Origin of the sequence: Pseudomonas sp. EMN2 (genome assembly GCF_009650555.1) — a bacterium.
Classification (GTDB): domain Bacteria; phylum Pseudomonadota; class Gammaproteobacteria; order Pseudomonadales; family Pseudomonadaceae; genus Aquipseudomonas; species Aquipseudomonas sichuanensis.
In genome coordinates this window covers 21,805-41,465 of sequence record NZ_VZZR01000092.1, presented here as the reverse complement: position 1 = coordinate 41,465, position 19,661 = coordinate 21,805, and the positions used below count along the sequence as shown (strand labels likewise).

18 protein-coding genes are annotated in these 19,661 nt (G+C 64.6%); 11 read left to right on the top strand and 7 right to left on the bottom strand.

The window, feature by feature from the left end; genetic code table 11:
• Positions 1-29 precede the first annotated feature (29 nt).
• Positions 30-920, bottom strand: a complete 891-nt coding sequence (locus tag F6X61_RS22880; protein WP_125465611.1) for a neutral zinc metallopeptidase — start codon at positions 918-920, stop codon at positions 30-32.
• A gap of 201 nt (positions 921-1,121) precedes the next feature.
• Between F6X61_RS22880 and pcaH the strand changes: the two genes are divergently transcribed.
• Both pcaH and pcaG read left to right on the top strand, forming a co-directional pair.
• Positions 1,122-1,841, top strand: a complete 720-nt coding sequence (gene pcaH, locus F6X61_RS22875; RefSeq protein ID WP_110994676.1) for a protocatechuate 3,4-dioxygenase subunit beta — start codon at positions 1,122-1,124, stop codon at positions 1,839-1,841.
• Positions 1,842-1,852: 11 nt separating this feature from the next.
• The gene (gene pcaG, locus F6X61_RS22870) at positions 1,853-2,458 is read left to right on the top strand and encodes a protocatechuate 3,4-dioxygenase subunit alpha (protein WP_153788675.1); all 606 of its coding nucleotides are present in this window, start codon (positions 1,853-1,855) and stop codon (positions 2,456-2,458) included.
• An 84-nt stretch (positions 2,459-2,542) separates the two neighbouring features.
• Here pcaG and trmA read toward each other — a convergent pair whose 3' ends face one another.
• The 3 genes from trmA to F6X61_RS22855 form a co-directional block, all read right to left on the bottom strand.
• The gene (trmA, locus tag F6X61_RS22865) at positions 2,543-3,628 is read right to left on the bottom strand and encodes a tRNA (uridine(54)-C5)-methyltransferase TrmA (RefSeq protein ID WP_153788674.1); all 1,086 of its coding nucleotides are present in this window, start codon (positions 3,626-3,628) and stop codon (positions 2,543-2,545) included.
• On the bottom strand, positions 3,625-4,920 hold the full coding sequence (locus F6X61_RS22860; RefSeq protein WP_153788673.1) for an NCS2 family permease: 1,296 nt from the start codon (positions 4,918-4,920) through the stop codon (positions 3,625-3,627). The genes trmA and F6X61_RS22860 overlap by 4 nt, the downstream gene beginning before the upstream one ends.
• A 255-nt stretch (positions 4,921-5,175) precedes the next feature.
• Positions 5,176-6,396, bottom strand: a complete 1,221-nt coding sequence (locus F6X61_RS22855; RefSeq protein ID WP_153788672.1) for an MFS transporter — start codon at positions 6,394-6,396, stop codon at positions 5,176-5,178.
• A 345-nt stretch (positions 6,397-6,741) separates the two neighbouring features.
• Here F6X61_RS22855 and F6X61_RS22850 point away from each other — a divergent pair, with 345 nt between their 5' ends.
• Genes F6X61_RS22850 through F6X61_RS22840 form a run of 3 tightly spaced genes read left to right on the top strand, consistent with a single transcriptional unit; the run spans position 6,742 to position 9,340 of the window.
• Positions 6,742-8,178, top strand: coding sequence for a cytochrome ubiquinol oxidase subunit I (locus tag F6X61_RS22850; RefSeq protein WP_153788671.1), 1,437 nt, complete (start codon positions 6,742-6,744; stop codon positions 8,176-8,178).
• A gap of 1 nt (position 8,179) precedes the next feature.
• Positions 8,180-9,187: a cytochrome d ubiquinol oxidase subunit II gene (gene cydB / locus F6X61_RS22845; protein WP_153788670.1), complete on the top strand. Its 1,008-nt coding sequence runs from the start codon at positions 8,180-8,182 to the stop codon at positions 9,185-9,187.
• A gap of 12 nt (positions 9,188-9,199) precedes the next feature.
• Positions 9,200-9,340 carry a DUF2474 domain-containing protein gene (locus F6X61_RS22840; protein ID WP_178125879.1) on the top strand — a complete coding sequence of 47 codons (141 nt, stop codon included), beginning with the start codon at positions 9,200-9,202 and terminating at the stop codon, positions 9,338-9,340.
• 184 nt (positions 9,341-9,524) lie between these two features.
• On the opposite strand, the gene F6X61_RS22835 is transcribed toward F6X61_RS22840, so the two are convergent.
• Both F6X61_RS22835 and F6X61_RS22830 read right to left on the bottom strand, forming a co-directional pair.
• Positions 9,525-10,649 (bottom strand): methyltransferase, encoded by a 1,125-nt coding sequence (locus tag F6X61_RS22835; protein WP_153788669.1) that lies wholly within the window; start codon positions 10,647-10,649, stop codon positions 9,525-9,527.
• An 87-nt stretch (positions 10,650-10,736) separates the two neighbouring features.
• Positions 10,737-11,438 (bottom strand): autoinducer binding domain-containing protein, encoded by a 702-nt coding sequence (locus F6X61_RS22830; RefSeq protein ID WP_153788668.1) that lies wholly within the window; start codon positions 11,436-11,438, stop codon positions 10,737-10,739.
• 212 nt (positions 11,439-11,650) lie between these two features.
• On the opposite strand from F6X61_RS22830, the gene F6X61_RS22825 reads away from it, so the two are divergent.
• Positions 11,651-12,427 (top strand): ferredoxin--NADP reductase, encoded by a 777-nt coding sequence (locus tag F6X61_RS22825; RefSeq protein WP_153788667.1) that lies wholly within the window; start codon positions 11,651-11,653, stop codon positions 12,425-12,427.
• A 40-nt stretch (positions 12,428-12,467) separates the two neighbouring features.
• On the opposite strand, the gene mscL is transcribed toward F6X61_RS22825, so the two are convergent.
• Positions 12,468-12,887 carry a large-conductance mechanosensitive channel protein MscL gene (mscL, locus tag F6X61_RS22820; protein ID WP_153788666.1) on the bottom strand — a complete coding sequence of 140 codons (420 nt, stop codon included), beginning with the start codon at positions 12,885-12,887 and terminating at the stop codon, positions 12,468-12,470.
• 178 nt (positions 12,888-13,065) lie between these two features.
• Between mscL and radA the strand changes: the two genes are divergently transcribed.
• The 5 genes from radA (at position 13,066) to F6X61_RS22795 (ending at position 19,630) form a co-directional block, all read left to right on the top strand.
• The gene (gene radA, locus F6X61_RS22815) at positions 13,066-14,433 is read left to right on the top strand and encodes a DNA repair protein RadA (RefSeq protein ID WP_153788665.1); all 1,368 of its coding nucleotides are present in this window, start codon (positions 13,066-13,068) and stop codon (positions 14,431-14,433) included.
• A gap of 71 nt (positions 14,434-14,504) precedes the next feature.
• Positions 14,505-15,008, top strand: a complete 504-nt coding sequence (locus tag F6X61_RS22810; RefSeq protein ID WP_110994689.1) for an RNA polymerase sigma factor — start codon at positions 14,505-14,507, stop codon at positions 15,006-15,008.
• Between the two features lie 68 nt (positions 15,009-15,076).
• The gene (locus F6X61_RS22805) at positions 15,077-16,072 is read left to right on the top strand and encodes a FecR domain-containing protein (protein WP_153788664.1); all 996 of its coding nucleotides are present in this window, start codon (positions 15,077-15,079) and stop codon (positions 16,070-16,072) included.
• A gap of 198 nt (positions 16,073-16,270) precedes the next feature.
• Positions 16,271-18,934: a TonB-dependent receptor gene (locus F6X61_RS22800; protein WP_153788683.1), complete on the top strand. Its 2,664-nt coding sequence runs from the start codon at positions 16,271-16,273 to the stop codon at positions 18,932-18,934.
• An 81-nt stretch (positions 18,935-19,015) separates the two neighbouring features.
• Entirely contained in the window at positions 19,016-19,630 is a 615-nt protein-coding gene (locus F6X61_RS22795; protein WP_153788663.1) for a heme acquisition protein HasA, read from the top strand.
• Positions 19,631-19,661 lie beyond the last annotated feature (31 nt).

Below are 19,661 nucleotides of genomic sequence, written 5' to 3'. Positions count from 1 at the left end.
AGCGTGGGAGCGGGCTTGCCCCGCGATAGTTAAAGGCTACGGCTGGAGAAGGTATCGCACTGGTTCACGTCACCACTGCCGAAGCCGGCCTTGAACCAGCGCACTCGCTGCTGCGAGGTGCCATGGGTGAACGAGTCGGGTACCACACGCCCCTGGCCCTGTTGCTGCAGGCGGTCGTCGCCGATGGCATTGGCGGCGTTCAGGGCTTCTTCCACGTCCCCCGGCTCCAGCCAGTTCAAGCGCTTTTGCGCCTGGTAGGCCCAGACGCCGGCCAGGCAGTCGGCCTGCAGCTCCTGGCGCACCAGCAAGCCATTGTCGCCTTCCAGGCGCTGGCCGCTGCGGCGCGCGGCGTCGACCTTGGCCGAGACCCCGAGCAGGGTCTGCACGTGATGGCCGATTTCATGGGCGATCACATAGGCCTGGGCGAAGTCGCCGGCGGCGGCGAAGCGGGTTTCCATTTCGCGGAAGAAGCTCATGTCCAGGTACACGCGCTGGTCGGCCGGGCAGTAGAACGGCCCGACCGCCGCCGAGGCGAAACCGCAGGCCGAGTTGACCTGGCCGCTGAACAGCACCAGTTTCGGGTCGCGGTACTGTTTGCCAGCCTGAGCGAACAAGGCTTTCCAGGTGTCTTCGGTGTCGCCGAGGATCGAGGCGACGAACGCCGCCTGCTCGTCGTTGGCCGGTGGTGCCTTGCTGCCGACATTGGCCGGGGCGGTTTGTTGCTGCTGGTCCATCTGCCCGGCCAGCTGGCCGAGGATCTGCAGCGGGTCCTGCCCGGTGAGCCAGCCGATGCCGACGATCAGCAGGATGGCGCCGAGCCCCAGGCCCTTGCCGCCGCCGAAACGCATGCCGCCGCCACCGCCACCTTCGCCGCGGGCATCGACCACGTTGTCGCTGCGTCGGCCTTTTCGCCATTCCATGTGCTGCTCTCCACTTTTTGAAACATGAAGTCAAAAGATTAGTTCAGCGCCGCGCTGGCCGTTGAGCTAAGCGCAGACACATAACCAAAAGGTTATGCCTATGACCGCTGAATTCAATATTCATCCCCTCGTACCTGCCGGAAACTGCAAGTCCGCCTGCCACGCCCAGGCGACTTCATAATTCCAAAAGAGGTAACCGGCATGCCTGCCCAGGACACCAGCCGTTTCGTGATCCGTGATCGCAACTGGCACCCCAAGGCCTTCACCCCCGACTACAAGACTTCGATCGCCCGCTCGCCGCGCCAGGCGTTGGTAAGCATCCCGCAGTCGATCAGCGAAAGCACCGGCCCGGACTTTTCCCACCTGCGCTTCGGCGAGCATGACCACGACCTGCTGCTGAACTTCAACAATGGTGGCCTGCCAATCGGCGAGCGCATCATCGTCGCCGGCCGCGTGGTCGACCAGTACGGCAAACCGGTGCCCAATACCCTGGTGGAAATGTGGCAGGCCAACGCCGGTGGCCGCTACCGGCACAAGAACGACCGCTACCTGGCGCCGCTGGACCCGAACTTCGGCGGCGTCGGCCGTTGCCTGACCGACCGCGACGGCTACTACAGCTTCCGCACCATCAAGCCCGGCCCGTACCCCTGGCGCAACGGCCCCAACGACTGGCGCCCGGCGCATATCCACTTCTCCGTCAGTGGCCCGTCGATCGCCACCAAGCTGATCACCCAGCTGTATTTCGAGGGTGACCCGCTGATCCCGATGTGCCCGATCGTCAAGTCGATCGCCAACCCGGATGCGGTCGAGCGGCTGATCGCCCGGCTCGACATGAGCCATGCCAACCCCATGGATTGCCTGGCCTATCGCTTTGACATCGTCCTGCGCGGCCAGCGCCAGACCCACTTCGAAAACCGCTGAGGAGCACCGTCATGCCTATCGAACTGCTGCCGGAAACCCCCTCGCAGACCGCCGGCCCCTATGTGCACATCGGCCTGGCCCTGGAAGCGGCCGGCAACCCGACCCGCGACCAGGAAATCTGGAACCGCCTGGCCAAGGCCGAGGCCCCGGGTGAGCACATCCTGCTGATCGGCCAGGTGTACGACGGCAATGGCCACCTGGTGCGCGATTCGTTCCTGGAAATCTGGCAGGCCGACGCCAACGGCCAGTATCAGGACGACTACAACCAGGAGAACGTCTTCAACAGCTTCGGCCGCACCGCCACCACCTTCGATGCCGGTGAATGGACCCTGCACACGGTCAAGCCGGGTGTGGTGAACAACGCTGCGGGCGTGCCGATGGCGCCGCACATCAACATCAGCCTGTTTGCCCGCGGTATCAATATTCACCTGCACACGCGGTTGTATTTCGATGACGAGAGCGAGGCGAACGCCAAGTGCCCGGTGCTCAACCTGATCGAGCAGCCGCAACGGCGCGAGACGCTGATTGCCAGGCGCTGCGAAGTGGAGGGGAAGACGGCGTATCGCTTCGATATCCGTATTCAGGGGGAAGGGGAGACGGTGTTCTTCGACTTCTGACCTGAGCAACGCATCGCGGGGCAAGCCCGCTCCCACAGGCCTTGTGCAAGGCTTTCGTGGGAGCGGGCTTGCCCCGCGATGGTTTCAGCGCCGAACCAGCAGGACGCCGCTTTCCATGTGATGGGTATACGGGAACTGGTCGAACAGCGCACAGCGTTCGATGCGGTGGGTGTCCTGCAACTGGGCGATGTTCTGCGCCAGGGTCTCGGGGTTGCACGAGATGTACAGGATGCGCTCGAAGCGCCGGGTCAGCTCGCAGGTGTCCGGGTCCATGCCGGCGCGCGGCGGGTCGACGAACACGGTGCCGAACGCGTAGCTTTTCAGGTCGATCCCTTCCAGCCGGCGGAACGGGCGCACCTCGTTCAGTGCCTGGGTCAGCTCCTCGGCCGACAGGCGCACCAGGCGCACGTTGTCCACGCCATTCTCGTCGAGGTTGTGCAGCGCGGCGTTGACCGAGGTCTTGCTGATCTCGGTGGCCAGCACCTGGCGGGCACGGGTGGCCAGCGGCAGGGTGAAGTTGCCGTTGCCGCAGTACAGCTCCAGCAGGTCGTCGTCGCGCTCGCCCATGGCCTCGAAGGCCCAGCCGAGCATCTTCTGGTTCACCGCGCCATTGGGCTGGGTGAACGCGCCTTCGGGCTGGCGATAGCTGAAGGTGCGGCCGGCGATGTCCAGTTTCTCTACCGCGTAGTCACGGCCGATCACCAGGCGCTTGCCCTTGGAGCGGCCGATGACGCTGACATTCAGCTCGGCGGCCAACTGCTGCGCAGCGGCTTCCCAGGCGTCGTCCAGCGGGCGGTGGTAGCACAGGGTGACCATGGCATCGCCGGCCAGGGTGGTGAGGAACTCCACCTGGAACAGGCGGTTGTTCAGCGCCTCGTTGCCCTGCCAGGCGGCCTTCAGGCGTGGCATCAGTTCGTTGATGCGCTGGCTGGCGATGGGGAAGTCGTCGATCAGGATCGCCTTGTGCTTCTCGCCCGGGGCGAACATCGCGTAATGGCGCTGGCCGTCCTCGCGCCACAGGCGAAACTCCGCGCGCAGGCGGTAGTGCTCGCGCGGCGAGTCGAACACCGCAGGCTCGGGCGCCCCGAACGGCGCCAGCAGCTCGCGCAGGCGGGCGACCTTGGCCGCCAGCTGCGCGTCGTATTGCGTAGGGTCGAAAACGGCACTCATGCGTTGAACCAGCCCAGCTTGATGACAAACAGAATGGACAGGATCACCAGCGCCGGGTTCAGGTCGTGGCGACGGCCGGACAGCAGCTTGATGGCGGTCCAGGCGATGAAGCCGAAGGCGATGCCGTTGGCGATCGAGTAGGTCAGCGGCATGGCCAGGGCGGTGACCACCACCGGCGCGGCTTCGGTGACGTCATCCCAGTTGATCTCGGCCAGGCCCGAGGCCATCAGCACGGCGACGAACAGCAGCGCCGGGGCGGTGGCGAAGGCGGGCACGCTGCCGGCCAACGGGGCGAAGAACAGCGCCAGCAGGAACAAGACGGCAACCACGATGGCGGTCAGGCCGGTGCGGCCACCGGCACTGACGCCGGCGGCGGATTCGATGTAGCTGGTGGTGGTCGAGGTGCCCAGCAGCGAGCCGGCCATGGCGGCGGTGCTGTCGGCGATCAGCGCACGGCCCATCTTCGGCATGTGGCCGTCCTTGCCCATCAGGCCGGCGCGCTTGGCCACGCCGATCAGGGTGCCGGAGTTGTCGAACAGGTCGACGAACAGGAAGGCGAAGATCACGCTGATCAGGCCGACGTCCAGGGCGCCCTTGATGTCCAGCTGCAGGAAGGTCGGCGCCAGCGACGGCGGCATCGATACCACGCCGGCGAACGGGGTAACGCCCAGTACGATCGAAGCGATGGTCACCGCGAGGATACCGATCAGCACCGCGCCACGGACTTTCATGGCCTCGAGGGCGACGATCAGGAAGAAGCCCAGGGTGGCGAGGATCGGCGCTGGCTGCTTGAGGTCGCCCAGGCCAACCAGGGTGGCCTGGTTATCGACGACGATGCCGGCGTTATGCAGGGCGATCAGCGCCAGGAACAGGCCGATACCGGCGGCAATCGCCGAGCGCAGCGGCAGCGGGATGCTGTTCACGATCCATTCGCGGATGCGGAAGATCGACAGCAGGAAGAACAGCACGGCGGACAAGAACACCGCACCCAGCGCCACCTGCCAGGTGTGGCCCATGTGCAGGACCACGGTGTAGGTGAAGAAGGCGTTCAGGCCCATGCCCGGCGCCAGGGCGATCGGGTAGTTGGCGATGATGCCCATGGTCACCGAGCCGATGGCCGCGGCCAGGCAGGTGGCGACGAAGATCGCGCCCTTGTCCATGCCGGTCTCGCCGAGGATGCTCGGGTTGACGAACAGGATGTAGGCCATGGCCAGGAAGGTGGTGACGCCCGCGAGAATCTCGGTGCGCACGTTGGTGTTGTGTGCCTTTAGTTGAAACAGCCTTTCCAGCATGCCTGCTCCCAGGGCGCCTCGCGCCGTGAATGTATCGTCCCCAACAGCAAAGCACAGACCGTACCGGATGCCGTGGTTTTGCGTGGGGGGCAAAAAAGCCGCGCATCATACCAGCAAGGGGGGCGGGGGCCTATGGCCATTGGGGAGAGGCCTTTCTGTCGCCTGTGCAGTACCTGTGGGAGCGGGCTTGCCCCGCGATTTCGTCGGCTCGTGAGGAGGGGCGCAATCGCGGGGCAAGCCCGCTCCCACGGAGGATCAGCCGTTATGCAGCCGATCGCGGTGGGTCAGGGTCGGGAACAGTTTCATCCACACCCCGGTCACCACCAGCGTGCCCACACCACCGAGCACCACCGCCGGCACTGTGCCAAACCAGTGCGCGGTGAGCCCCGATTCGAACTCGCCGAGCTGGTTCGAGGCGCCGATGAACAGCCCGTTCACCGCACTCACCCGGCCGCGCATTTCATCCGGGGTCTCCAACTGCACGAAGGCGCCACGGATGACCATGCTGATCATGTCGGCCGCGCCCAGCACCACCAGTACCGCCAGGGAGAACCAGAACGAGGTGCTCAAGCCGAAAGCGATGGTCGCCACGCCGAACACCCCCACCGCCGTGAACATGACCAGGCCCACCTTGCGTTCCACCGGGAAGCGCGCCAGCCACAGCGACATCAGCAGCGCGCCCACCGCCGGGGCCGAGCGCAGCAGGCCCAGGCCCCAGGCGCCAGTGAGCAGGATGTCCTTGGCGAACACCGGCAGTAGCGCGGTGGCACCACCCAGCAGCACGGCGAACAGGTCCAGCGAGATGGCGCCGAGGATGTCCGGGCGGCTGCGGATGAAGCGGATGCCGGCCAGCAGCGACTCAAGGCTGGCGCGGCCTTGCTGGAGGGGTTGCTGGCGGGCGTCGAGGCTGAGCATGAGCAGGCAGGCGATCACGTACAGGGCCACGGTCGGGGCATACACCCAGATACTGCCGAAGGCATACAGGAAACCGCCCACCGCCGGGGCGACGATGGTCGCTGTCTGGGTCGCCGAGGCCGACGCCGCCACCGCCCGCGGGAACAGCCCCGGCGGCACCACGTTGGGCAGCAGCGCCTGGGTGGCCGGCATTTCGAACGAGCGGGTGGCGCCCAGCAGGAAGGCCAGCACGAAGATCAGCTCGCGGCTGACGCTGTCCGTGGCACTGCCAAGGGCCAATGCCAGGGCGATCAGTGCCTGCAAGGTCTGGCACAGGGCGGCGACCTTGCGCCGGTCATAGCGGTCGGCAACGTGTCCGGTGTGCAGCATGAACAGCACGCGCGGGGCAAATTCCACCAGCCCGACCAGGCCCAGATCGAGCACGTTGCCCGTCAACTGGTAGAGGTGCCAGCCGATGGCCACGGTGAGCATCTGGAAGCCGCTGGCGGTGAAAACGCGGGCCAGCCAGAAGGCCATGAATGGGCGGTGATGACGCAGCAATTGCGGGGCGGAGTCGGACATCGGCAGGCCTGTAACCTCGGCAATAGAGGGGTCTGCAGAGTAGCATCTGCTTGTAACAAATAGTTGCTGAATGTCGAGATGGACAGTTTTTCAGCGCCTGGAAAAGGGGGTGGGACAACGGGTCACGCGGCAATCAACCACACATCTTGTGACTTGATTCGGGACTATGCTTCCAGACATTCGTTGACCTGGATCAATCGTTCCAGATGCAACGAATTTGGCCCTCGGGCCGGAATCCCTGCGATCGAACAGAACAATTCCAACGAGCCGCACTCGATCACTGTGGGGGCAGTGGGCGACAAGGGCCACAAGCCTGGACGCCGGATTATCTGAAGAGGAAGCACCATGTTCGGATTAGAAGCCCTAGAGCTCGCCCGAATCCAGTTTGCCTTTACCGTGTCCTTTCACATTCTGTTCCCGGCCATCACCATTGGCCTGGCGAGCTACCTGGCGGTTCTCGAAGGCCTTTGGCTCAAGACCGGCAACAACACCTACCGTGACCTCTACCACTTCTGGTCGAAGATCTTCGCCGTCAACTTTGGCATGGGCGTGGTCTCCGGCCTGGTCATGGCCTACCAGTTCGGCACCAACTGGAGCCAGTTCTCCGACTTCGCAGGTTCCATCACTGGCCCCCTGCTGACCTACGAGGTGCTGACGGCCTTCTTCCTCGAGGCCGGTTTCCTTGGCGTCATGCTGTTCGGCTGGAACCGTGTCGGCCGCGGCCTGCACTTCTTCGCCACCTGCATGGTGGCGCTCGGCACCTTGGTCTCGACCTTCTGGATCCTGGCGTCCAACAGCTGGATGCAGACCCCCCAGGGCTATGAGATCGTCAATGGCCAGGTGATCCCGGTGGACTGGTTCGCGGTAATCTTCAACCCGTCCTTCCCCTACCGCCTGATGCACATGGCCACTGCTGCGTTCGTTGCCACGGCGTTCTTCGTCGGCGCCTCGGCGGCCTGGCACCTGTTGCGTGGCCGGGATAACCCGGCGGTGCGCAAGATGCTGTCGATGGCGATGTGGATGGCGCTGGTCGTTGCGCCGATCCAGGCGGTGATCGGTGACTTCCACGGCCTCAACACCCTCAAGCACCAGCCGGTGAAGATCGCGGCCATCGAGGGCCATTGGGAAAACAAACCTGGTGAACCGACGCCGCTTATCCTGTTCGGCATCCCGGACATGCAAGCCGAAACCACCCGCTTCAAAGTCGAGATCCCGGCCCTGGGCAGCCTGATTCTTACCCACAGCCTGGACAAGCAAGTCCCGGCAATGAAGGAGTTCCCGCCCGAAGATCGCCCCAACTCGACCATCGTGTTCTGGTCGTTCCGGGTCATGGTCGGCCTGGGCATGCTGATGATCCTGGTTGGCCTGTGGAGCGTGTGGCTGCGCAAGCGCGGCACCCTGTACAGCTCGCGGCCGTTCCTCTACCTGACCCTGTGGATGGGCCCGTCGGGGCTGATCGCCATCCTCGCTGGCTGGTTCACCACCGAGATCGGTCGCCAGCCATGGGTGGTCTACGGGCTGATGCGCACCGCCGACGGTGTGTCCAACCACAGTTATGCCCAGCTCGGTTTCACCCTGGTGATGTTCGTGGTGGTGTACTTCGCCCTGTTCGGCACTGGCATCGGCTACATGATGCGGCTGGTGCGCAAAGGGCCGAAAACCGGCGAAGGCGAGGAGCACACTCCAGGTGGGCCTGGCCAGCAACGTACGCCGGCGCGGCCACTGTCCGCCGCCGATGATGGCCATGAGGCCACCTCCACCCGCCTGAGCGAGGGGAACTGAGATGGGTATCGATCTTCCGCTGATCTGGGCCGTGATCATCATCTTCGGCGTGATGATGTACGTGGTGATGGACGGCTTCGACCTTGGCATCGGCATGCTCTTCCCGTTCGTCCAGGACGAGCGTGACCGTGATGTGATGATGAACACCGTCGCCCCGGTATGGGACGGCAACGAAACCTGGCTGGTGCTGGGGGGCGCGGCACTGTTCGGCGCCTTCCCGTTGGCCTATTCGGTGGTGCTGGAGGCGCTGTACCTGCCGCTGATCCTGATGCTGGTGGGGCTGATCTTCCGCGGCGTGGCCTTCGAGTTCCGCTTCAAGGCGCGGGCCAACAAGCGGCATATCTGGGACAAGGCGTTCATCTGGGGCTCGCTGGTGGCCACCTTCTTCCAGGGGGTGGCCCTGGGCGCCTTCATCGAAGGCTTCAAGGTGGTCGACCGCAAGTTCGTCGGCGGCTACCTGGACTGGCTGACGCCGTTCACCCTGTTCTCTGGCCTGGGCCTGATCGTCGCCTACACCCTGCTGGGCTGTACCTGGCTGATCATGAAGACCGAAGGGCCGCTGCAGCAGAAGATGCATGACATGGCGCGGCCTCTGGCGTTGGTGCTGCTGGCGGTGATCGGTATCGTCAGCCTTTGGACACCGATCGCCTATCCGCAGATCGCCGACCGCTGGTTCAGCATGCCTAACCTGGTGTGGTTCATGCCGGTACCGCTGCTGGTGCTGGTGACCTTCTACGGGCTGCTGCGCGCGGTGGCACGCAACGCGCACTACACGCCGTTCCTGCTCACCCTGGTGCTGATCTTCCTTGGCTACAGCGGATTGGGGATCAGCCTGTGGCCCAACATCATTCCGCCGTCGATCAGCATCTGGGATGCCGCCGCACCGCCGCAGAGTCAGGGCTTCATGCTGGTGGGCACGCTGTTCATCCTGCCGTTCATCCTCGGGTACACCTACTGGAGCTACTACGTGTTCCGCGGCAAGGTGACCCACGACGATGGCTATCACTAGGAGCGCGCCATGATGGATGTCGAACAGAAGAAACCGTTGTGGCAACGCCTGGGCTGGCTGGTGCTGATCTGGGCGCTGAGTGTCGCGGCGCTTGGGGTGTTCGCCTACGGGATGCGGATGTTCATGAGTGCGGCGGGTTTGAGCACGCACTGAGCCTGCATCGAAACGTCTTTTTGTAGGAGCGGCCTCGTGCCGCGAAAGGGCCGCAGCGCGGCCCCAGGATTTCAGCGTCAAAGCAGAAATCGCCGGGGCTGCTGCGCAGCCCTTTCCGGCCGGTCCGGCGCCCCGGCAAGGCCGCTCCTAGAATGGACGTGCCAGCCCGTTTAGTGGGTCTGGATTACTTGCGGGCCTTGAGCACCACGAACTTCGGCGTCGCCGCCACTTGCTCCACACCTCTGAACAACCGCGCCAGCTTGCTGTGGTAGCCCAGGTGCCGGTTACCGACGATGTACAACGCTCCCCCCACCTCCAGCGCCTCCCGTGCCTGCTGGAACATGCGCCAGGCGAGGAAGTCGCCGACCACCTGCTGCTGGTGGAACGGCGGGTTGCACAGCACCACGTCCAGCGACTGCTTCGCCAGCCCCGCCAGGCCATCCGCCGCCTGAATGGCTACTTCACGGTCGCCCAGCGCGGCCTGCCAGTTGTCACGGGCCGATTGCACCGCCATGTACGACTCGTCCACCAGGGTGTAATGCGTGTCAGGGTTGGCCAGGGCGCTGGCGATGGCCAGTACGCCGTTGCCGCAGCCCAGGTCTGCCACCCGGGCGCGGCCCAGGTCGCGTGGCAGGTGCGGCAGGAAGGCACGGGTGCCGATGTCCAGGCCTTCGCGGCAGAACACGTTGGCGTGGTTGACCAGCTCCAGTGCCGGCGCGTCGAGGCGGTAGCGGCTAGGGTAGGGGGACTGGGCGAGCGGGCGTTCGGCGAGGGTGGCGGTGAGCAGGCGCGCCTTCTTCTGCGCCAGCGAGGCCTGGACCGGGCCGATGTATTTTTCCATCAGGTCACCGGCCGCACGCGGCAGGTGCTTGATCATGGCGCCGGCGATCACCTGGGCGCCGGGGGCCAGGTGGCCCTGCAGGCGGATCAGTTGTTCTTCGAGCAGGGCCAGGGTTTTCGGTACGCGCACCAGCACGCGATCGAACGGCCCTTGCCAGTGCTGGTTGGCGGGTATGAAAGGCACGGCATCGAACGGCTTGCCGTTGCCTGCCAGGTTCTTCTCCAGCGCCATGCGCGCCAGGTGCGAGTCGCCGCTGCTGGTGACGTCCAAGGTGCCGGCCAGGCTGGCGGCCAGGGCGCCGAAGCTGTCGTTGAGCACCAGCACCCGGCAGCCTGCGGCCGGTGCTTGTGCCGCCAGGTGCTCCAGCAGGTACTGGTCGGCGGCATCGAAAGCCAGCAGCGGGTCGTTGGCCTGTTCCGGCTGGCGAATCAGGTCGAGGTCGGCGAAGGGGCTGTTGAACAGGGGCATGAAGTACGGCTCGGCGCGAATCTGGCCGTCGCGGTGCGCGACGTGCTTGAGGTGGGCGATTCTACAGGGCTTTGCGCTTCGAGGGGGTTACAGCAGGCCTTGGCGGAACACATTGACGATGGCTGCCACCTTGTTGCTGGTGTTGGTCTTGGCGATCACGCTGCGGATGTGGAAGTTCACGGTACTGGGGGATAGCGAGAGTATCTTGGCCACATCCTCGGCGATCTTGCCCTCCGATGACCATTTCATCACTTCCAGCTCACGCTTGCTCAGCGGCGCATAGTGCGCCTCGCTGGCCATTTGCTGTTCGCTCACTGCGGTATGCAGCAACTGGCACAACCACATGATCTGTGCGCCGTTTTCATAGAGTTCGATGGGGCGGATCTGGCCGTCTGGCCGGGCGACACTCAGCTGGCTCTCGTTGTGCAGCTGATCGAACAACGATTGCGTCCAGCCATGGCGCAGGCCGTGAGCACAGGCCGACTCGCGCAGCTGCGGCAGCTCTTTGAACAGCTCGTCGTTCCACAACAGCGGCAGGGTCGTCTTGCGACATTCGTAGCAAGCCGGGTCGCTGTTCATGAACTCGTGCTTGTAGGTCTGGTGCCACTCGTCCGGGTAGTTGCTGCGAAAATCCACCTTGGGGGCTTTGCCCGCGAAGTGCATGTGGGTCGCCAAACTGACGAATTGCATGCCGAGTGCCTGAACCAGTTCGACTGCCTGGACGAACAATTTGTCGGGGTCGTGCTCCCCCAGCATCTGTTGAAGCTGTTCGCTGTGCCACTGTGACATGGGTGGAGCTCCCTGAAATCCGATGGATCCAATTACCGGACTGCACGGGGCAAGTGTAGGAAAAGTCCTCATGCTGCGCTGGGTTTTTTTGTTATAGCTGTCACGTTTCTTGCGCAGCTTTTTGTCAGCCAGAAGCGATGCCCTACAATCCGGTGGTGTTTATCCCCGGCACTTTGCGAGACACTTGGCGCATCTGATTTATGGAGCCCGTCATGACCGCCAGCGCCGACAAGTTCACCCGCCAGACCCTGCTCGATGTTCAGCCCCTGACGCCGAACCTGTTCAGCCTGCGGGTCAGCCGTGACCCAGGCTTTCGCTTCCGCTCCGGGCAGTTCGCCCGCCTGGGCGTGACCAAGGCCGATGGCAGCGTGGTATGGCGCGCCTACTCGATGGTCAGCGCACCCCACGACGAGTTCCTCGACTTCTTCTCCATCGTGGTGCCCGGCGGTGAGTTCACCAGCGAGCTCAGCCGGTTGGGCGCGGGCGATACCTTGCTGATCGACCGCCAGGCATTCGGCTACCTGACCCTCGATCGCTTTATCGGTGGCCGCGACCTCTGGCTGTTGGCCACCGGCACCGGTATTGCGCCGTTCATGTCGATCCTGCAGGACTTCGAGGCCTGGGAGCGTTTCGACAACATCAAGCTGGTGTACTCGGTGCGTGAGGCCAAGGAGCTGGCTTACGTGGAGGAGATCGCCGGGCTTGAGCAACGCGACTACCTGGCGGAGTTCGCCGGCAAGTTGCAGTTCATTCCGGTGGTGACCCGAGAGGCGCATCCGGGGGCGTTGAATGCGCGGATCACCACGCTGATCGAGAATGGCGAGCTGGAGCGCGCGGCGGGGTTGGAACTGTCGCCGGAGCATTCGCGGATCATGCTGTGCGGCAACCCGGACATGATCGATGAGACGCGCAAGGTGCTCAAGGCGCGCGACTTGCAATTGAGCCTGAGCAAGCGGCCCGGGCAGGTCGCGGTGGAGAACTACTGGTAAACGAAAACGGCGCCTGAGGGCGCCGTTTTCATGCACAGCCTCAGGGCTGGCGATTCTGATTCTGCGCCTTGAGCAGGTCGCGGATCTCGGTCAGCAGGGTCTCTTCGGCGCTCGGTACCGGGGGTGCGGTCGGTGCCACGGCCTCTTCGCGCTTGAGGCGGTTGATCGCTTTCACACCCATGAAGATGGCGAAGGCGACGATGATGAAATCGAGGATCGTCTGGATGAACTTGCCGTAGGCCATTACCACGGCCGGCACGTCACCCTCGGCGGCCTTCAGGGTAATGGCCAGGTCACTGAAGTCCACGCCACCGATCAGCAGGCCGATGGGGGGCATGATCACGTCGCCGACGAACGACGAGACGATCTTGCCGAAGGCGGCGCCGATGATGATACCGACGGCCATGTCCACGACATTTCCTTTGACGGCGAAGGCCTTGAACTCACTGAGCATACCCATGTGCGATTTCCTTGTAACAAATGGTGAGGTAGACGCAGTGTAAGCCACTAAAACGCTTCATGCGTGGCATTCAGGGCTACTGACTGCGGTTGCAGCGAATAGTTTTGTCGCCTTTCAGCGCGTTCGGGACACGTCCGGCTTCGGCTATCATGGCGGTTTTTTCCAGGAGACTGCGCCCATGGCCAAGGCCAAGCGTTTGTATGGCTGTACCGAATGTGGCGCGACCTTCCCCAAATGGGCCGGCCAGTGCGGCGAGTGCGGCGCCTGGAACACCCTGGTCGAGACCATGATCGAAAGCGGCGGCGCGGCGGCCCCCAGCGGTCGGGCCGGCTGGGCCGGGCAGCAGGCGCAGATCAAGACCCTCGCCGAGGTCAGTGTCGAAGAGATCCCGCGCTTCACCACCAGCAGCACCGAGCTTGACCGGGTGCTCGGGGGAGGCCTGGTCGACGGTTCGGTGGTGTTGATCGGCGGCGACCCTGGCATCGGCAAATCGACCATCCTGCTGCAAACCCTGTGCAACATCGCCACGCAGATGCCGGCGCTGTACGTCACCGGCGAAGAATCGCAGCAGCAGGTGGCCATGCGCTCGCGGCGCCTGGGGCTGCCTCAGGATCAGCTCAAGGTCATGACCGAAACCTGCATCGAGGCGATCATCGCCACCGCCCGCCAGGAGAAGCCGCGGGTGATGGTGATCGACTCGATCCAGACCATTTTCACCGAGCAGCTGCAATCGGCCCCGGGCGGCGTGGCCCAGGTACGCGAAAGCGCGGCGCTGCTGGTGCGCTATGCCAAGCAGAGCGGCACGGCGATCTTCCTGGTCGGCCACGTCACCAAGGAGGGTTCGCTGGCCGGCCCGCGCGTGCTGGAGCACATGGTCGACACCGTGCTGTATTTCGAGGGTGAGTCGGACGGCCGCCTGCGCCTGCTGCGGGCGGTGAAAAACCGCTTCGGCGCGGTCAATGAACTGGGCGTGTTCGGCATGACCGATCGCGGCCTCAAGGAAGTCTCCAACCCGTCGGCGATCTTCCTCAATCGCACCCAGGACGAGGTGCCCGGCAGCGTGGTGATGGCCACCTGGGAAGGCACCCGGCCGATGCTGGTGGAGGTGCAGGCACTGGTCGACGACAGCCACCTGGCCAACCCGCGGCGGGTGACCCTGGGCCTGGACCAGAACCGCCTGGCCATGCTGTTGGCGGTACTGCACCGTCACGGCAGCATCCCCACCCACGACCAGGATGTGTTCCTCAACGTGGTCGGTGGGGTCAAGGTGCTGGAGACCGCCTCTGACCTGGCGCTGCTGGCGGCGGTGATGTCGAGCCTGCGCAACCGGCCGTTGGCCCACGGCCTGCTGGTGTTCGGCGAGATCGGCCTGTCTGGCGAGGTGCGCCCGGTGCCCAGCGGCCAGGAGCGCCTCAAGGAGGCCGCCAAGCATGGCTTCAAGCGTGCCATCGTGCCCAAGGGCAATGCGCCGAAAGAGGCGCCGCCGGGCTTGCAGGTTATCGCTGTGACCCGTCTGGAACAGGCCTTGGATGCGTTGTTCGAATAGTCGGCTTCTTGCAAGTGATTCTCAATAGCTAGTAGCATGCCGCCACCTTGCGACCATCGTATGGAGTGCGTGTGGCGGAGTTCGACCTCAAGCGGCTGTTTCTCAAGCACGCGAAAAACCTGCAGGCCATGCTTTCGCGCAAGGTGCGCGACCCTCAGCTGGCCGCCGACCTGGTGCAGGACAGCTTCCTGCGCCTGGCCGAGCAGCAGCATGTCGATCGCATCGACAATGCCCAGGCCTACCTGTACCGCACGGCCCATAACCTGATGGTCGACCATGTGCGCCAGCAGCAGCGGCGCAAGACCGATCTGGTCCCCCACGAAGCGCTGGAAAGCATCATCGAGGACGGCCCCGGGCTCGACGAGCAGGCGGCTCGCATCCAGCACCTGCGCCGCTTGCAGGCGATCCTCGAGGCGTTGCCCGAACGTACCCGGCAGGTGTTTCGCCTCAATCGCCTGGAGGGCATGACCCACGCCGAAGTCGCGCGTCACCTGGGTATTTCCGACAGCTCCGTGCAGAAGCATCTGGCCAAGGCCCTGGCCTATGTGATGCAGTGCCTGCAGGAAGCGGAATGACCAACGGTTTACTGACAAACGCCGCTTCAGACGTCAGCCCAGACATAACCAGATCGCGAGAGAACCGTGTGAGCAGCCAGAACGAGCAAGCCATCCGCGAGCAGGCCGCCGAGTGGGTGGTGCTGCAAGGCGCCGGCCCCCTGAGCAGTGTGCAGCAGCAGGCGCTGGAGCAGTGGTGTGCGAGTGACCCGCGCCATGCCCGGGCCTATGCCTTCGCGCAGGCGACCTGGGGCGACCTCGGGCAGCTGGCGAGCCTTGCACCCGCAGCAGCGCCGCATCGTGCGCCGTTGCCGCGCAGCAAGCGCACGCCTGCCCGGCGCAGGGGGTCGCGTATTCGCCGGGCCGTTGCCTGTAGCGCGCTGGTGCTGCTGGCGGTGCTGGGGGTGGAGCAAGGGCCTGGCCTGCTGCTGGACTGGCGCGCGGACTACGTCACCGCTGCTGGCGAAGTGCGTCGGGTGACCTTGCCCGATGGCAGCCTGGTCGATCTCGACAGCCGCAGCGCTTTGCAGCTGGCCTTCGATGGCCAGCAGCGGCGGGTGCGTCTGCTGGCCGGCGATGCCGTGTTCAGTGCAGCGCCGGTCACGGCCGCCGAGCCACGGCCGTTCGTGGTCGAGTATGCCGGCGCCAGCACGCGGGCCCTGGGTACGCGGTTCGTGGTCGGCATGGCGGGCGAGGGCGGTTGGGTCGGCATGCTCGAACACAGTGTCGAGGTAAAACTGCAAGCCGCGCCGGCACAGGGCGTGACCAGCCAGCTGTTGCAGGAGGGCCAGGCGCTGCGCTACGACCAGGCCCAGGGCGTTCGCCTGTGGCCTGGGCGCGACGTGCAGCGGGCCACCGACTGGCAGCGTGGGGTGCTGGTGTTCGAGCGCCAGCCGCTGGGCGAAGTGGTCGAACGGCTGAACCGCTACCGTGACGGGCGCCTGCTGGTGGTCGACGCGGCCTTGGCGCAACGCCAGGTCAGCGGGGTGTTCCGCCTCGACAACCTGGCCGTGGCAGCCGATGTGCTCAGCGCCGAACTCAAGGCCGAACGCCTGCAATTGCCTGGCTTGACGTTGATCTACTGAATCGCTGAAAAAAACTTTGGTTTCGCGTTACTGAGTTTTCCTGCGTCGCACGTCTGATTGTTGAGATTGATTTTCATTACTAGAAATCGCCAACAGAAGACGAGACGCGCAGTGAGCACGCACCCCGTACAACCTCGCCGGCCCCTGAGCCGCATCGCCCTGGCCAGCAGCCTGGCCATTGGCGCCTTGAGCCTGCCGATGGGGATCGGCCTGGCCCAGGCCGCCACGTCGCCGAACAGCACAAGCCGCAGCCTGGTGCAGTTCGACATTCCCGCCCAGCCGCTCGACAGCGCAGTACTGGCCTATGCCGAACAGTCCGGCGTGCAGGTGTTCTATGACAGCCGCAAGCTGGTCGGCCTGTACAGCGAAGGTCTGCGCGGTGGCTACAGCGTGGAAGAGGGGCTGCGCCTGCTGCTGCGCAACATGCCGGTGCGCTACCACTTCAGCGCCGCTGGGCAGGTAGGGTTGGAGCGGCTCGAAGAGTCCGGCGTGGCCCTGGAGCTGGGGGCCACCCAGGTCGAGTCCAGCCGTGACGGTGACTGGGTGTACCAGGCGCCACGTTCGGCCAGCGTGATCACCCGTGATCAGATCGACAAACGCCCGCCGCGCCATGCCGCCGACATGCTCGAGCAAACCGCCGGGGTGTACACCGCGGTCAACCAGCGCGATCCGGGCCTGTCGGTGAACATCCGCGGCGTGCAGGACTACGGCCGAGTGAACATGAACATCGACGGCATGCGCCAGAACTTCAGCGTCAACGGCCACCAGCAGCGCAATGGCACGATGTTCATCGACCCGGAGTTCGTCAGCAACGTCGAGATCGAAAAGGGCAGCCAGTCGGGCATGGGCGGCGCGGGCGTGCTCGGCGGCATTGCCAGCTTCAACACCTTGAACGCCGCCGAATTTCTCGGCCCGGGCAAGGAGATGGGCGGCCGGATCCGTGCCGGGCATGGCATCGGCGAGCTGGGCAACGGCACCTATTTCAACGGCAGCGGCGTCTTCGCCTTCGGCAACGACGTGGGTGACCTGCTGCTGGGCATGAGCGAGCGTCACTTCGGCAACTACCGCGCCGGTACCAACAACAAGGACAACCTGGGCACCGAAATGCGCCTGCGCAAGCTGTTCCCGCGGGCCTGGGACAACTGGATCGAGTCCGAGGTCGGCGACATGGGTACCGTGACCCGCTCGAACCTGATCAAGGTGGGCCTGAACCTGCCTGAAGACCAGCGCCTGCAACTGAGCTACATGGAAACCGACACCGACAGCAAGGACGCCTGGACCTGGCTGGCCTCCGACCTCAACTCGTTCTACTACCGGCGCACCGCCAGCAGCGACATCAACGCGAAGAACTTCGGGCTCGACTACAGCTACGCGCCGGACAACGATCTGACCGACTTCAAGGCCAAGCTGTATTTCGTCAGCACCCGCCAGGACCGCTGGAACAACAGCAATACCGCCAGCGTCGGCAGCGGCAACTTCTACGCCGACTACAACGATCACTTCCAGACCGACACCTGGGGCCTGCAGGCGCAGAACACCTCGCGCTTCTATTTCGGCCAGAGCAACCTGCTGAGCTTCAACTACGGCGCCGAACTGTTCCTGGATACCTTCAAGCCGAGCAGCGAGCGCATTCCTGCGCCCAATGAAAAGAACAACCCGTTCATCGCCGGGGCCGACCCTGACGGCAAGCGGGCCATGGGCAGCCTGTTCGGCAACCTGTCGTTCGAGCATGACGGCTGGCTGACCCTGGATGCCGGCCTGCGCTATGACCGCTATCGCCTGACCGGCAAGACCGGGCTCACCACCTGGGCCTACCCGGTCGGTGTTACCGGCGTGGACGTGCTGCGCGAGCGAACCGAATTCGCCTATGACGTCGAGCGCGAGGAGGGGCGCTTCTCGCCGACCTTCGGTATCGGCGTCAAGCCGGGGCTGGACTGGTTGCAGCTCTACACCCGCTGGGGCCGCGGCTGGCGCCCGCCCGCAGTGACCGAGGCGTTCATGAGCGGCAAGCCGCACGGCGGCGGCAACGAACTGGTGTACCCCAACCCGTTCCTCAAGGCCGAGCAGTCGCATAACTGGGAAGCCGGTTTCAACATCTTCAAGGAGTCGCTGTTTCGCGACGGCGACCGCCTCGGCGTGAAGGTGGCCTACTTCGATACGCGGATCGAGAACTTCTCGTACCTCGACTACAGCGTCGACCTGCCCGGCACCGACATCACCGGGCTGTCGCTGGGCAACAGTGCCTACACCAACAACCTCGAAGGCACCACCTTCCGCGGCGTGGAGTACTCGCTCGACTACGACAACGGCCGCTTCTACACCCAGCTCAGCTACACCCACATGATCGGCAGCAACGAGTTCTGCTCCAAGCAGCTGTACATGGGCGGCGGTGTGCAGCGCAACGAAGCCGGCATGATCGACACGGTAATCGACTTCGGTGGCTTCCCGATCCCGGTGACCTTGCCGGCCTACAACTTCACCGAGGGCCAGGCGATCAATGACCAGATCAGTTGTGGCGAGATCATGGGCAACGCCGCCTACATGCCGTCCGACCGTGGCGCGTTGACCACCGGCCTGCGCTTCTTCGACAACACCCTCGATGTCGGCGCCCGCCTGCGCTACAGCGCGGGCCGGGGCGAGCACCTCAACAGCCAGGGCTACGGCAACCTGGAGAAGGCCCGCTGGCCGGAATACAAGGTCTACGACCTGTATGCCAGCTACTGGGCGACCCCGCAGCTGAACATCGCCCTGTCGCTGGAGAACGTCACCGACGAGGCCTACTTCGTGGCCATGGGCGACGCCAACAACCTCTCCCTGGCCCGCGGCCGGACCCTCTCCGGCATGCTCGAGTACCGATTCTGATTCACCAGGTTCGCCCACTGTCGGGCAACACGAAGGCGCTGAACGCCTTCGCTCTCAACTGCAACGCAATGAGGAAATGCAATGTCTCTGTCCGTTACCTACTCGGCTTCCTTCGCCAACTTCACCGTTGACCAGTACCTCTCGGCCTGGGCCACCGGTTTCAAGACCGCCGACCACAACGCCAGCAACACCGGTGGCTTCAACGAGGGCGGCACCGACGGCAGCCAGTACGCCATTCGCGGCACCAATGGTTCGAACTTTGCCGTGATCGCCGAAAGCGACACCCCGACCGGCCTGCACTACGTCTGGAATGCCTCGCTGCCGGCCAGCGACAACCAGAACCACTACCTGTACGGCGAGCTGGATACCGTGACCCTGGGCAACACCCTGCTGCGTGACGCCAGCGGCAACTACAGCGTGTCGGCGCTGGCCGTGAGCTTCGACGGCCTGGACCTGAACGCCGCGCAAGGTGCCGGCCGTGCAGGCAACGACGTGCACAACGTGATCTACAACCTGATGCAGGGCAAGACCGCCGGCCTGGAAACCGTGCTGGACAACCTGCTGGCCGACTACGGCGTGTCCACCAACAACACCTTCGCTCAGATCAACACCGCCCTGGCGGCTGGCCCGGTCGCGGCCTCGGCCGAAGCCGTCGGCGTGCAGGCGCTGCCTGAAGACCTGGCCCTGGCGGCCTGAGCCCAGGCATGAAAAAGCGAATGGAAGGTAA

Bases quoted from the DNA above. Each gene is read 5' to 3' on its own strand.
- cydB (WP_153788670.1), top strand. From the start codon at position 8,180: ATGGGTATCGATCTTCCGCTGATCTGGGCCGTGATCATCATCTTCGGC.
- F6X61_RS22830 (WP_153788668.1), bottom strand. From the start codon at position 11,438: ATGTCACAGTGGCACAGCGAACAGCTTCAACAGATGCTGGGGGAGCAC.
- pcaH (WP_110994676.1), top strand. From the start codon at position 1,122: ATGCCTGCCCAGGACACCAGCCGTTTCGTGATCCGTGATCGCAACTGG.
- F6X61_RS22850 (WP_153788671.1), top strand. From the start codon at position 6,742: ATGTTCGGATTAGAAGCCCTAGAGCTCGCCCGAATCCAGTTTGCCTTT.
- mscL (WP_153788666.1), bottom strand. From the start codon at position 12,887: ATGGGTATGCTCAGTGAGTTCAAGGCCTTCGCCGTCAAAGGAAATGTC.
- F6X61_RS22840 (WP_178125879.1), top strand. From the start codon at position 9,200: ATGGATGTCGAACAGAAGAAACCGTTGTGGCAACGCCTGGGCTGGCTG.
- F6X61_RS22825 (WP_153788667.1), top strand. From the start codon at position 11,651: ATGACCGCCAGCGCCGACAAGTTCACCCGCCAGACCCTGCTCGATGTT.
- F6X61_RS22835 (WP_153788669.1), bottom strand. From the start codon at position 10,649: ATGCCCCTGTTCAACAGCCCCTTCGCCGACCTCGACCTGATTCGCCAG.
- pcaG (WP_153788675.1), top strand. From the start codon at position 1,853: ATGCCTATCGAACTGCTGCCGGAAACCCCCTCGCAGACCGCCGGCCCC.
- F6X61_RS22860 (WP_153788673.1), bottom strand. From the start codon at position 4,920: ATGCTGGAAAGGCTGTTTCAACTAAAGGCACACAACACCAACGTGCGC.
- radA (WP_153788665.1), top strand. From the start codon at position 13,066: ATGGCCAAGGCCAAGCGTTTGTATGGCTGTACCGAATGTGGCGCGACC.
- trmA (WP_153788674.1), bottom strand. From the start codon at position 3,628: ATGAGTGCCGTTTTCGACCCTACGCAATACGACGCGCAGCTGGCGGCC.
- F6X61_RS22855 (WP_153788672.1), bottom strand. From the start codon at position 6,396: ATGTCCGACTCCGCCCCGCAATTGCTGCGTCATCACCGCCCATTCATG.
- F6X61_RS22880 (WP_125465611.1), bottom strand. From the start codon at position 920: ATGGAATGGCGAAAAGGCCGACGCAGCGACAACGTGGTCGATGCCCGC.
- F6X61_RS22800 (WP_153788683.1), top strand. From the start codon at position 16,271: ATGGGGATCGGCCTGGCCCAGGCCGCCACGTCGCCGAACAGCACAAGC.
- F6X61_RS22795 (WP_153788663.1), top strand. From the start codon at position 19,016: ATGTCTCTGTCCGTTACCTACTCGGCTTCCTTCGCCAACTTCACCGTT.